At 72.0% G+C, this 12,285-nt stretch carries 14 protein-coding genes and 1 pseudogene; 10 read left to right on the top strand and 5 right to left on the bottom strand.

The window, feature by feature from the left end; translation table 11 throughout:
* Nucleotides 1-81 precede the first annotated feature (81 nt).
* Entirely contained in the window at nt 82-396 is a 315-nt protein-coding gene (locus ACFZBU_RS11760) for a DUF6479 family protein (protein WP_391583340.1), read from the top strand.
* Between the two features lie 153 nt (nt 397-549).
* On the opposite strand, the gene ACFZBU_RS11755 is transcribed toward ACFZBU_RS11760, so the two are convergent.
* A complete protein-coding gene (locus tag ACFZBU_RS11755; protein WP_391583339.1) occupies nt 550-1,059 on the bottom strand; it encodes an SRPBCC family protein in 510 nt (169 codons plus the stop codon).
* Nucleotides 1,060-1,363: 304 nt separating this feature from the next.
* On the opposite strand from ACFZBU_RS11755, the pseudogene ACFZBU_RS11750 reads away from it, so the two are divergent.
* From ACFZBU_RS11750 to ACFZBU_RS11735, 4 genes and pseudogenes are all read left to right on the top strand, one after another.
* A pseudogene (locus ACFZBU_RS11750) lies at nt 1,364-1,525 on the top strand (thiamine pyrophosphate-binding protein); the annotation flags it as partial.
* A 29-nt stretch (nt 1,526-1,554) separates the two neighbouring features.
* Entirely contained in the window at nt 1,555-2,961 is a 1,407-nt protein-coding gene (locus ACFZBU_RS11745) for a glycoside hydrolase family 15 protein (RefSeq protein ID WP_391583338.1), read from the top strand.
* Complete coding sequence (locus tag ACFZBU_RS11740) at nt 2,958-4,016, top strand: SDR family oxidoreductase (protein ID WP_391583337.1); 1,059 nt, start codon at nt 2,958-2,960, stop codon at nt 4,014-4,016. The genes ACFZBU_RS11745 and ACFZBU_RS11740 overlap by 4 nt, the downstream gene beginning before the upstream one ends.
* 100 nt (nt 4,017-4,116) lie before the next feature.
* Nucleotides 4,117-5,121 (top strand): SDR family NAD(P)-dependent oxidoreductase, encoded by a 1,005-nt coding sequence (locus ACFZBU_RS11735; protein WP_391583336.1) that lies wholly within the window; start codon nt 4,117-4,119, stop codon nt 5,119-5,121.
* A 37-nt stretch (nt 5,122-5,158) separates the two neighbouring features.
* Here the strand turns inward: ACFZBU_RS11735 and ACFZBU_RS11730 are convergent, their stop codons facing one another.
* From ACFZBU_RS11730 to ACFZBU_RS11720, 3 genes are all read right to left on the bottom strand, one after another.
* The gene (locus tag ACFZBU_RS11730) at nt 5,159-5,416 is read right to left on the bottom strand and encodes a hypothetical protein (protein ID WP_391583335.1); all 258 of its coding nucleotides are present in this window, start codon (nt 5,414-5,416) and stop codon (nt 5,159-5,161) included.
* Between the two features lie 340 nt (nt 5,417-5,756).
* A complete protein-coding gene (locus ACFZBU_RS11725; RefSeq protein WP_391583334.1) occupies nt 5,757-6,368 on the bottom strand; it encodes a lytic polysaccharide monooxygenase auxiliary activity family 9 protein in 612 nt (203 codons plus the stop codon).
* 219 nt (nt 6,369-6,587) lie between these two features.
* Nucleotides 6,588-7,199 carry a TetR/AcrR family transcriptional regulator gene (locus tag ACFZBU_RS11720; RefSeq protein WP_391583333.1) on the bottom strand — a complete coding sequence of 204 codons (612 nt, stop codon included), beginning with the start codon at nt 7,197-7,199 and terminating at the stop codon, nt 6,588-6,590.
* Nucleotides 7,200-7,313: 114 nt separating this feature from the next.
* Between ACFZBU_RS11720 and wrbA the strand changes: the two genes are divergently transcribed.
* From wrbA to ACFZBU_RS11700, 4 genes are all read left to right on the top strand, one after another.
* On the top strand, nt 7,314-7,922 hold the full coding sequence (wrbA, locus tag ACFZBU_RS11715; protein ID WP_391583332.1) for an NAD(P)H:quinone oxidoreductase: 609 nt from the start codon (nt 7,314-7,316) through the stop codon (nt 7,920-7,922).
* A gap of 197 nt (nt 7,923-8,119) precedes the next feature.
* Nucleotides 8,120-8,317 (top strand): hypothetical protein, encoded by a 198-nt coding sequence (locus ACFZBU_RS11710; RefSeq protein ID WP_391583331.1) that lies wholly within the window; start codon nt 8,120-8,122, stop codon nt 8,315-8,317.
* 319 nt (nt 8,318-8,636) lie between these two features.
* Entirely contained in the window at nt 8,637-11,105 is a 2,469-nt protein-coding gene (locus tag ACFZBU_RS11705; protein ID WP_391583330.1) for a molybdopterin oxidoreductase family protein, read from the top strand.
* On the top strand, nt 11,102-11,584 hold the full coding sequence (locus ACFZBU_RS11700; protein WP_391583329.1) for a hypothetical protein: 483 nt from the start codon (nt 11,102-11,104) through the stop codon (nt 11,582-11,584). The genes ACFZBU_RS11705 and ACFZBU_RS11700 overlap by 4 nt, the downstream gene beginning before the upstream one ends.
* A gap of 20 nt (nt 11,585-11,604) precedes the next feature.
* On the opposite strand, the gene ACFZBU_RS11695 is transcribed toward ACFZBU_RS11700, so the two are convergent.
* Nucleotides 11,605-11,742, bottom strand: a complete 138-nt coding sequence (locus tag ACFZBU_RS11695) for a hypothetical protein (RefSeq protein WP_391583328.1) — start codon at nt 11,740-11,742, stop codon at nt 11,605-11,607.
* 188 nt (nt 11,743-11,930) lie between these two features.
* Here ACFZBU_RS11695 and ACFZBU_RS11690 point away from each other — a divergent pair, with 188 nt between their 5' ends.
* On the top strand, nt 11,931-12,209 hold the full coding sequence (locus ACFZBU_RS11690; RefSeq protein WP_391583327.1) for a DUF2795 domain-containing protein: 279 nt from the start codon (nt 11,931-11,933) through the stop codon (nt 12,207-12,209).
* Nucleotides 12,210-12,285: the final 76 nt, after the last annotated feature.

The raw sequence follows: 12,285 nt of genomic DNA, 5'->3' as shown, positions 1-12,285 counted from the left end.
GCGGAGTCCGCCGCACTCGACCACACTCGTCCACCGAGGTCGCCAGGCATTGCTGCGCCGAGTCGGGGTAGCGGTGCCGACATGACTGCTCTGGCACAGCTCGCCTCGGCTTCCCCCAAAACCGTCACCACGGTGGCGATCCTCGCTGCCCTGTTGATCGCCGTCCTGCTCATCATTCCGGTGGTCAGCGGGGTGCGGCGCAGGCGTCGCCCGCCGCCGGCCCCGCCGCGGGACCTGCCCGCCGGCTCGACCCCGGACCCGGGGAGCGAACGCCGGGAGTCCGCGGAGATGCCCCGAGACGGCCATCGGCGCGGACCGCACGACCTGCCCGGGTTCGGCAACCTCGGTTCCCGACCGGCGGAGCCCGGCGCGCGCGAGCACGACAGGGACGCCTGACACGACCCGGACGCCCGAGTCGCGCGTCCGAGTCGACGACCGGTCCCGCCCCACCCGATGGGGGCGGGACCGGTCGTCATGTGTGCGCGCGGGTCGGCTCCCACCAGGGCAGCCGCCTCGGGTGGGAGCCGACCCGCGCGCACGGCGACGAGGTCAGCGTCGGTCGGGATCGGATTCGACATACGCGCGCAGATGGTCCAGCGCCCGTTCCAGCACGTCTCCGACGGCCGGGCGAGCGGCCGGGTCGGCGGTGAGCGCGTCCACCGGCAGCGCCTCCCGGCCGTGCGAGCCGCCGAAGTCGCCGGGGTCGTGGGTCTGGGCCAGCTCGGCGTCCAGATCCGGCGGGTCCTCCGCGTCCCTGACGGTCGCGGTGACGATGCTGTCGACCTCGCCGGGCCCGCCCGAGACGACGACGGTGCCGCGATAGGGCGAGTCGCGTACGGCCCAGCCGATCCGGGTTGCCGGGCCGTCGCGATCCAGCGCGAGCGCGGCCCGCACGGCGGTCGCCCCCTCTCCGACGGTGACCTCCCAGGAGTCCTCGGCGACCGCGCCGACCTCGGTGACCGGTGGGAAGTAGCGCAGCAGTCGCAGCGGATCGACGAGCGTGAGATAGACCCGGTCGGCGGGCGCGGCAATGTGTACGGAACGTGTGTGAACAACCATGGCCTACTGCTGTCCCCTCGCATGCAACCCATGCGCGACCGCAGCGCGCGGCATCCGGGCCCGGTCCGTTCGGATCCCGATGCCCCATCGGGATCCGACTCGGGATTCGAACGGGATTCACCGGCCGCGGTCCGGGCGACTCGGCGCGCACATGCTCCCGCGTCGCGCGCGTATATCCGGGCTCGCGTCGGGTAGCCGAGTCGCGTGCGGCTCGTCGGACCCGCAGGCCGAAAACGCGGCGAGCGCGATGTCGAGCGGATCGAGCCCCGAACACGCCGCCGGCGTGCACCGGAGAGGACAGGTCATGTCGGAGAAGGTTTCGGATCACGTTCTCACCAGGCTGCGCGAGTGGGGCGTCGAGCACGTCTTCGCCTATCCGGGAGACGGCATCAACGGGCTGCCGGCCGCGTGGGGGCGGGCGGACGACCGGCCACGCTTCATCCAGGCGCGCCACGAGGAGATGGCCGACGCCACCCGCCGCGATCGGTGAAGCACATGCACGTCGACCCCGAGTTCGCGAGGACTCCGCGGTTCCCGCCGCAGAGTCTGCGTGACTACGCGCTTGTCGCCGACGGCGAGGCCGGACGCGTGGGAGAGCTGGAGGTGCGCTGGTCGGGGGCGCCGTCGGCCCGCCCGGACGGGACTGGGCACCTGGTCGCGCGGGTTCGCCTGGCCGCAGGAGAGCGCCGCGACCCGGTGTTGGAGATCGGCGACCGCGCCCTGCCCGCGCCGGTGGATCCCGACCGGGCCTGGGAGCGGACCCGCCGGGCCTGGGCCGAGGCGGTGCCCCGCCTGGACGCCACCCTGGCACCCCGCGACGCCCGACACGCCCATGCGGTGCTGCGCGGGCTGACCGCCTCGACCGGCGGCATGGTCGCCGCCGCCACCACGAGCCTGCCCGAACGCGCCGAACAGGGCCGCAACCACGACTACCGGTACGTATGGATCCGGGACCAGTGCTACGGCGGCCGGGCGGTGGCCGCGGCGGGCGCGTACCCCCTGCTCGACGACGCGGTGCGGTTCGTCGCCGGCCGCCTGCGCGAGCACGGGCCGCACCTGCGGCCCGCGTACACGGCCGCGGGCGGGCCGATCCCTGACCTGCGACCCGTGGACCTCCCCGGCTACCCGGGCGGCTTCGACCTGGTCGGCAACCGGGTCGACCGGCAGTTCCAACTCGACGTGTTCGGCGAGGCGTTGCTGCTGTTCGCCGAGGCCGCCGCGGACGACCGCCTCGACCCGGACGCCCGCGCCGCCGCCCGGATCGCGGCCGAGGCGATCGCCCGGCGCCGGTTCGAACCCGACGCCGGCATCCGGGAGTTGGAGCCGCGCGCGTGGACGCACAGCCGGCTGATCTGCGCGGCGGGGCTGTGGGCGATCGCCGAACACCTTCCGGACGCACCCACCTGGCGAGCCCTGGCCGAGGCGATCGTTGAGCACACGAGCACACACAACCTGCATCCCGACGGGCGCTGGAAACGCTCCCCGAACGACGGGGCATGCGACGCCGCCCTGCTGTTCCCGTCGCTGCGCGGCGCGCTCGCGGGCGACGACCCGCGCACGGTGGCCACGCTGAACGCCTATCTGGCCGAACTGACCGAGGACCACTACGCGTACCGCTTCCGGCACGACGCGCGCCCGCTCGCGGAGGCCGAAGGCGCCTTCCTGCTCCGCGGGTTCGTGGTGGCGCTCGCCGAGCACCAGCAGGGCCACGAGGTCGAGGCGCATCGCTGGTTCGAACGCAACCGGGCCGCCTGCGGGCCGTCCGGCCTGTTCGCCGACGAGTACGACATCACCCAGCGGCAACTGCGCGGCAACCTGCCGCAGGCATTCGTGCACGCGCTGCTGCTGGAATCCGCCGCCCGCCTGAGCCGGCCATGGCCTTCGGAAGGGAACCGATCATGACCCGCATCGTCGTCGTCACCGGAGCGAGCGCCGGCATCGGGCGCGCCGCCGCGCGCCGGTTCGCCGCCCGCGGAGACAGCGTGGCCCTGCTCGCCCGCGGCCGGGCCGGCCTGCACGCCGCCGCCCGCGAGGTGGAGGCCGCCGGCGGCCAAGCCCTCGTGCTGCCCACCGACATGGCCGACCACACGCAGGTGGAGACCGCCGCGGATCGCATCGAGGACGTCCTGGGCCCGATCGACGTGTGGGTCAACGCCGCCTTCGCCTCGATCTTCGCCCCCTTCGCCGAGATCACCGCCGACGAGTACGAACGGGCCACCGCGGTCACCTACCTCGGATTCGTCAACGGCACTCGCGCCGCGCTGTCGCGCATGCGTCCCCGCGACGCCGGGACCATCGTCCAGGTCGGCTCGGCGCTGGGGGAGCGGCCCATCCCGCTGCAATCGGCCTACTGCGGCGCCAAACACGCCGTCAACGGCTTCACCGGTTCGGTGCGCACCGAACTCCTGCACGAGAAGAGCAACGTACGCATCACCCTCGTGCAGATGCCCGCGGTCAACACCCCCCAGTTCACCTGGGTACGGTCCCGGCTGCCCCGCAAGCCGCAACCCGTCCCGCCGATCTACCAACCCGAAATCCCGGCCCGGGCGATCGTGTTCGCCGCGGACCACCCCGGCCGCAAGGAATTCTGGGTCGGCGCCTCCACGGCCGCCACCATCCTCGCCAACCGCCTGGCCCCCGCATTGCTCGATCGCTACCTGGCCCGCACCGGCTACGCGTCCCAGCAGACGTCGCACCCCGGCGAGCCGGACCACGCCGGCAACCTCTACCGGCCCCTGGACGACGACGGCAGCCCCGGCAACCACGACCGCGGCGCACACGGCGACTTCGACGAGCGGGCGCACGGCAGGGCCCCGCAACCATGGCTCTCCCGGCACCGCCGCCCGCTGACCGCGGCGGCGGCACTGTTGGCCACCGCCGGCGTGGCCGGATCCCGCCGAGCGGGCGGAGCCTCCCGCCTTCCCGGCCGCCGGCCCCCGGCGGGGGGACCGGTGTGATTGCCACGCGGCTGCGCGGGCATCGGTGTCGGCAGTGCTCTCGGCCACGAACGCGCCCGGAGCCCGCCCGGAGCGGTTGCCGCAGGAGAAGGGAAACGCCGTGACCGACACCACGCAGGCCGGTCTGCAAGGCCGCGTTCGCTCGCGTACGACGGCGGACGTGCGCGGCCGGGTCGCACTCGTCACCGGCGGCTCGCGCGGCCTGGGTCTGCTGATCGCGCGCGAGTTGGCCCGGTTGGGGGCGCGGGTGACGATCTGCGCCCGGGACGAGGAGGAACTCGCCGACGCCGCGGCGCTGATCCGCCGCGACACCGGGCGCTCGGTGTCCTGGGAGCAGTGCGACCTGAGCGATGGTCGGGCCGTCGACGAGATGGTCGTGGAGGTGACCAGGCGGCACGGGCCCGTGGAGATCCTCGTCAACAACGCCGGGATCATCACGGTGGGCCCGGTCGAATCGCTGGACGTCGACGCGTTCCGCCGGGCGATCGAAGTCATGTTCATGGGCGCGGTGCGACTGACCCTCGCGGTGGTGCCGGGCATGCGCGAGCGCGGCGAGGGCAGGGTGATCAACGTGACCTCGATCGGCGGCCGGATCGCGGCACCGCACCTGCTGCCCTACGACTGCGCGAAGTTCGCCGCGACGGGCTTCTCCGAGGGGCTGCGAGCCGAACTCGCCGGTTCGGGTGTGAGCGTGACCACGGCGGTCCCCGGCCTGATGCGCACCGGCTCCCACCGGGCGGCCCGCTTCACGGGACGACGTTCGCGCGAATACGCCTGGTTCGCCGCCGCCGCGTCGCTGCCCCTGATCTCGATGGACGCCGAGCGAGCGGCCCGGCTGATCGTGCGCGCCGGGATCCGACGCAAGCCCGAACTCGTGCTGACGGCGGTGGCCAAGGTTGCCGTCCGCGCCCACGGACTGGCCCCGGCCACCACGACCCGTGCGCTGTCCCTCGCCGCCCGGTTGTTGCCCTCGGCCGGTTCCTCGGCGAGATCCGGGGAGACCTCGGGTGCGAGCGAGCACGCGAAGGGGACCCGCTGGACCGATCGCGTCGCGACACTGGGCGAACACGCGGCCCGCCGCTGGAACGAACCCGGAACCTCCTGAACGGCCTCCGCATCATCCGCGCTCGGCGGGGTCCCGGTCACTCGTGTGCGCACAGGCAGGTCCTGTGGTGGGTGTTGGACACGACCACGCACGTATGCCCCAGGGCGGTGTTCTCGTCCCGAACGAACAGGGTGATCTCCTCGCCCACGTTCAGGTTCAGGTCCCGGGGGACCACCGCGTTCCAGGTGTGCGGAAACGCGTCGCCGTCCACCGGCCAGTCGTGGACGTCCACGGTCACCTCGACCTCGTCGCGATCGGGCATGACCACGATCGCCCTTGCGCCCAAGATGTCCATGGCTCCAGTGTGTGCCGGGCACTTTCCGGCGGCGAACGGAGCGGTCCGTCCCGGCCGGAAGCCGCCGGCGCGGCCGATCCGCGATGCCCGGGCAGGTGCCGGGCGCACCCTCGGAAACTCGGTTCTCCCGGCCGGGAATGTCGGACCGGCGCCGCCCGTTGTGATGAAACGTCGGTGAGGGTGTGCCCCCGGGCCCAACCATTGCCTCCGTGGAATACCGCTCGGCTGGAGCCACGGTGTGCCTTCCGCCGTGAGGCGGCCACCCTCGCCGGCCTTCGACGGCGCCGTCCCCGACCGGGGCGGCGCCGTCCCCGCTCTACGCGTCGGCGATCTTTTCGGATCACGAGCGGCCGGTGTACGGCACGAACCGGAGGTCGACGGCCTGATACAGGGCGTCACCGGTGTCGGCGAATTCGCAGACCGCCAGGACGACGTGGTGCCCGGGCAGTCGCGCGGGCAGGGTGATCTCGTGCAGTTCCTGGACCCCAGCCCTGCGGCATTCGGTCGCCGTGCCGGGCGTGACGAGCGTCGCGAAGGGGGTGGCCTCGAACTGGGCTCGGCTCAGGGCCTGGGCGGGATCCCAGCCGGTACGGGTGATGAAGTAGTTGAATCTGCGCACCGGGTACGGCGCGTCGAGTTCCCAGACGAACGGCAGCGTTTGGTTCGCGTACACCTCGGTGGCGCAACGATCGTCGTGGATCTTGTCGAGCAGACGTGCCTGCGGTGAGCCGCAACTCGCGATGGCGCCGTCCTCGGGGGGCGGGTTGTTCGGCGCGTCCCCGCGGAAGGGGGCGCTGTCGGTGTGCGGGTCGTCGCGGCCCGCGGCTTCGAGGGGGAAGTGTTTGCCGGCGACGAGGCAACGGGCCTCCGCAGGCAGCAGGTATATCGCGGCGCGCGAGGGCGGTGAGACCACTGCTCCCCGGGGGTGTGTCGAGTCGTGATGGGTGTCCATCCTTCCCCTCCCCGTCTCGTCACGGAACGGGCATGTTCGAGTGCCGGCCGTGGGAGAGCCTCGCCCGTCGACCCGTCGCCAAACCCGTCTTCCGCGGGCAGCCTCCCGGAAGCGGGAAATGCCGCTCCGTCGACAGGTGTTCGGCGGCGGCACGGTCGGGTGTCGCGGTCGGGGCGCGGGGTGGCGCGACGGCGGGGCGTGGAGGGCGACTGGTCCGGGTCAGTGCAGCCCGTACAGCTCCAGGGTCTGGTCGAGGGCGCTTTTGATCTCGGGGATCGTCAGTCCGCGGTCGGTGCGCAGGTGGTGCAGCATGCTCGGGGCGAGGGGGGACAGGACGAAGTCCGCGACGGTCGCGGCGTCGGCGTCCGGCCGCAGTTGGGCGATCAGCGTCGCCGTATGGATCCGCAGCGCGCGATAGGGCGGGCTGACGTAACGCGCACACGGATCGGCGACCTCGGCGGCGAGCAGCATGGCGTGCTGTTCCGCGACCCGGTCGAGGAGTGCGTACAGGAACGCACGCAGGCGGTCGGCGGCCGGCGCGCCCGGGCCCAGCGGAGGCGGGCCGGCGAGGAAGGCCGCCTGGAAGGCCTGTTCGCGTTCGTCCAACAGCGCGAACAGCAGGCTCGCGACGTCGCCGAACCGGCGATAGACCGTGCCGACGCCGATGCCGGTGGCATGCGCGACCGCGTTCATGGTGAGCGCTTCGGGGCTCTGCTCGGCGACGATCCTGCCTGCGGCATCGAGGATCCGGCGACGGTTGCGGGCCGCGTCGGCCCGCTCCGGCGGGCGGTCTTCGGCCATCGGCAGATCGATACGGGGCGCGGGGCTCATGATCGCAGCCTAGCGGATAGCCATCCGCTTTTCGCTTGCCAAACGGATTCCTATCCGCTTGACTCTCCGGCGAAGCGGATAACAATCCGATCAGTCGCTGCCGGAGGTTCCGTCATGACCCCCAAGATCGCCGTCGTCTACTACTCGTCCACGGGCAACGTGCATCAATTGGCCCGCGCGGTCGCGGAAGGCGCCGAGAAGACCGGGGCCGAGGTGCGCCTGCGTCGCGTGTCCGAGTCGGCGCCCGACGAGGTCGTCGACTCCGTCCCGGCATGGCGTGCGCACCTCGACGCCACCCGGGACACGGCGGTCGCGACGCTGGACGACCTCGTGTGGGCCGACGCCTACGCGTTCGGCTCGCCGACCCGGTTCGGCAACATCTCGTCGCAGCTCAAGCAGTTCATCGACACCACCAGCGGGCTGTGGCAGCAGGGTGTGTTCGTCGACAAGCCGGCGACCGGTTTCGTCAGCGCCGCGAACCTGCACGGCGGCAACGAGTCGACCCTGCTGGCGCTGTACAACACGCTGCACCACTGGGGTTCGCTGATCGTCTCGCCGGGCTACACCGACCCGGTCGTGTACGGCGCCAACGGGAACCCGTACGGCACCGCGCACGCGTCCGGCACCGGCGAGCCCGGTGACAACATCCTCGAGGCCGCCCGCTACCAGGGCGCGCGCCTGGCGACCGTGACCCGCAGGCTCCTGGCCGGCCGGGCCGCGTAGCCGACGGGACGGGTGCCCACCGGCGTGCGTGGTCGCGCGCCGGGGTTGTGGGCGACGACGTGACGCTGCGCGTCCTCGCCGGGTGGGGGGCGGTCGTACCGCGCCGAATTTCGGCGGTGCGCCGTGCATGTCCGTGGCGGGCGCGGACAGTCTTGGTGGAGACGCCCGGGGTGGGCGGCCGGTGAGGAGCGTGGGCGATGGGGACGAACGGGGTCGGGCCGGATCGTTGCGCGGCGCGAGAGGCCGAGGAATCGACGGGTGGTGAGGCGATGGCCCGGGCACTGATGTGGCTGTCGGACGCGTACTGGCGTTCCGCGCCCGCCGACAAGGACCACCGGGTGCGGCAGGGCCGGATGCGCTCCCCCGGGGACGGGCCGGACGCTCCGCGTCGGTGACGACGGGGACGGACGGGAACACGGACGAATCGCTGCAAGGCGAAGGCGCCGCCCGGGGGCGGCGCCTTCGCTGACGCACGCGCGCGTCCGCGCGGGCGGCGCGGCGTGGATCGCGAACGTTGCGGGTGCCACCCACCGAGCCGCTTTGCCAACAGCACCCTGGCCTGCTCGGCGTCCTCGCGGCTCGCGCCTGCTCGCGGCGGAAGAAATCCGCGCGCTCCGCATCGCTCCGGGCCGGCCCCGACGGGGACCCGAAGCAGTTTGCGGCCTGCCCCTTCGGGTAGCTCTCGCCGACATGGCGCAGGAGGGAAGGCCGCACGTGAGTCGCAAGGATCGTATTGCCGAACCGTGGGGGACCCGCACGCCGTACGGACCGGGGCAACCCTGGCCGGTCCGGGTGGACACCCACTTGGCGCAGGGCGTCACTCCCGGCGAGGTGGACCGGTGGGTGCCGACCGCGTCGATTCTGCATTCCAACGGTGACGGGATGGACATCGCCGTCAAGGACGGCCGCATCGTGGGGGTGCGCGGGCGGGCCGACGATCGGGTCAACCACGGCCGCCTGGGGCCCAAGGACCTGTTCGGCTGGCAGGCCAACGGCTCGGCCGACCGACTGACCCGTCCGCTGGTCCGCGAGGGCGGCCGGTTGGTGGAGACCGACTGGGACACCGCGATGGACCGGATCGTCCGGCGAACCCGCGAACTCCTGGACGAACAGGGCCCCAGCGCACTGGGTTTCCACACCACCGGCCAGCTCTTCGCCGAGGAGTACTACACGCTGAGCGTGATCGCCCACGGCGGCCTGGGCACCAATCACCTGGACGGAAACACCCGGCTGTGCACCGCCACGGCCGCCGCCGCGCTCAAGGAGTCCTTCGGCTGCGACGGCCAGCCCGGCTCCTACACCGACATCGACCACGCCGACGCGATCGCCCTGTTCGGACACAACATGGCCGAGACCCAGACCGTGCTGTGGATGCGCGTACTGGACCGCCTGGCCGGCCCCAACGCGCCCGAACTGGTGTGCGTCGACCCCCGCCCCACCCCGGTCGCCCGCGCCGCCCGCGTGCACCTCGCACCGCGACCCGGTACGAACGTCGCGCTGATGAACGCGCTTCTGCACGAGATCATCGCCAACGACTGGATCGACCGCGCCTATCTCGACGCCCACGTGGTCGGCTTCGACGAACTCGAAAAGCGGGTCGCCGATTATCCCCCCGAACTCGCGGCCCGCATCTGCGACGTTCCCGCCGAGCGCATCCGTGCCGCCGCCCGCATCCTGGGTACGGCCGAGCGCCTGGTCTCCACCGTGCTCCAGGGCTTCTACCAGTCGCATCAGGCCACGGCGGCGGCCGTGCAGGTCAACAATCTGCATCTGCTCAGGGGCATGCTCGGCAAACCCGGGTGCGGTGTGCTCCAGATGAACGGCCAGCCCACCGCGCAGAACACCCGTGAATGCGGTGCCGACGGCGACCTGCCCGGCTTTCGCAACTGGGCCAACGACGCGCACGTGGCCGAACTCGCCCGCCTGTGGAACGTGGCGCCGGAGCAGATTCCGCACTACGCGCCGCCCACCCACCTGATGCAGATGTTGCGCTATGTCGAGGAAGGCTCGATCCGGCTGCTGTGGGTCTCCGGCACGAATCCGGCGGTGTCCCTGCCCGAACTCGCGCGCGTGCGCTCGGTGTTGTCCCAGCAGCGGTTGCTCCTGGTGGTGCAGGACCTCTTCCTCACCGAGACCGCCGAACTCGCCGACATCGTGTTGCCGGCCGCCGGGTGGGGCGAGAAGACCGGTACGTTCACCAACGCCGACCGCACCGTCCACCTCTCCGAGAAGGCCGTCGATCCGCCCGGGCAGGCCCGCTCCGACCTCGACATCTTCCTCGACTACGCCCGGCGCCTGGAGTTGACCGACAAGGACGGGCAACCGCTGATCACCTGGCATGACCCCGAGTCGGCGTTTCGGGCCTGGCAGGAGTGCAGCCGGGGCCGTCCGTGCGACTACACGGGCCTCAGCTACGCCAAGCTCAGGGAACGCGGCGGCATCCAGTGGCCGTGCGGTGACGACAGTCCGGACGGGACCGAACGCCTCTACACCGACGGTGGGTTCTGGAGCGACCCGGACCATTGCGAGAGTTACGGACGCGACCTGATCACCGGAGCGCCCGTGGAACCGGTCGAGTACCGGGCGATGAATCCGTCCGGAAAAGCGGTGATCAAGGCGGCGGAATACCTGCCGGCGCACGAGCAACCCGACGACGAGCACCCCTACGCGCTGATCACCGGCCGTACCCTCTACCACTTCCACACCCGCACCAAGACGGCTCGCGCGCCTCAACTCCAGGCCGCGGCACCGGAGGTGTGGGTGGAACTCTCGGTCGACGACGCGGCGTCCGCGGGAATTCGCGAAGGCGACTTCGTCGAGGTCCGTACCCCACGCGGCAGCGTCCGCGCCGCCGCGCGGATCACCGAGATCCGCGACGGCGTGCTGTTCGTACCCTTCCACTACGGCTACTGGGACACCGAAACCGGATCCGAACCAGGATTCGACGGCGGCCGCGCGGCCAACGAACTGACGCTCACCGACTGGGATCCCGCCTCCAAGCAGCCGATCTTCAAGACCGCCGCCGCCGCACTGCGCCGGATCGGTCCCGGACCAGGGCCCGCCCCCGCGCCCACCGTCGGCGCGAGCGCTCCGGCCGAGCCGGGCATCGACGGCACCCGGGGCGGACCCGAGGCCGAAGCCGACGAGAATCTCGGGCCGGCACGCGAAGGGAACCCGTCGTGAAGATCGCACTCGCCCTCCAGGAACTGCATCACGACGAGCTGGACCTGGCCCGCGAACTGCTGCGGGTGGCCGACCGCCACCGGGTCGACCACGAGATCCACCATCTCGGCGGCGACCTGGCCCGCTGGTCGCAACGTCATGCCCGGGACATCGCCGACCTCGGCAAACGTTTCGATCTCCACCTCGACGCCGAGCCGACCGAGGAGACGGGCGTCGCCCATCGCCTGCGCGAGAAGGCGGGCGAGCTGATCGGCCGCCGTCCCGACGCGAGTCTGCTGATGTTGCGCGACCTGCGCGAGGTCTACGTCAAGGCATCCGGGGTCTCCGTCGACTGGGTGATGATCGCCCAGGCCGCCCGGGGACTCAAGGACGCCGAACTGCTGGCCCTGGCCCAACGCTGCCATCCCGACACGTTGCGGCAGGTCCGCTGGGCCAACGCGAAACTCAAGGAATCGTGTACGCAGGTCCTGATCACCTGACCCGGGCTCGACGCGTCTCCTCAATCCTCCTCGGGGGCCGATTCCTCGGGCCGGTCATCCTCCTCGACCGGGTGCGCTTCGACGCCTTCGAGCGGGGCGTTGTCGGCGGTGCCGCCTGCCGCGTTGTAGCCCTCCCGCAGGCTCGCGATGCCCGGCACTGCGCGCTCCCGGGCACGGGACTCCGCACCTCCGTGATCTCGACCCGGCGAAGGCGGGTGCTCGCGAGGACCGTGGGTATGGGCGATCGTGCCCACCCGGATCGGGAGTTACCGGGTCCGATCCGGGATTCCTCAGCGAAGTGAATCGGACGCACATCATGGACACTCACGAGAACGACAATGCTCCGGTGAACGAGGACCTCGTCGAACGCGCCTCGGGCGTGGGCGGGACACCGCCGGGAATGAACGCGACCGACGTGCAGACGCGGAGCGAATTGGCCCGGCACCTGGGGCGTGACGTCTACCCCGCCGATCGCGAGGCGCTCCTGGCGCGGTTGCGCGAGGAGGCCGCCCCCGACCGCCTGGTGAACCTCGTTGCCGAGTTGCCGGCCGACGGCTTCGACTACGAGAGCGTGCAACAGCTGGCCAGGGCCCTCGGGCTGGGCACCGAGGACCACCGCACCTGAACGCAGTCCCCGGCCGGGTGCCGTCCGTCCCACTCCGGCTGCGGGCCGGGTGGGCGGGCCTGACGGGCTCGCACCA

This window comes from Embleya sp. NPDC008237, assembly GCF_042956465.1.
Taxonomy (GTDB): domain Bacteria; phylum Actinomycetota; class Actinomycetes; order Streptomycetales; family Streptomycetaceae; genus Embleya.
The sequence above is the reverse complement of the archived record's forward strand: the minus strand, read 5'-3'. Positions and strand labels throughout refer to the sequence as shown.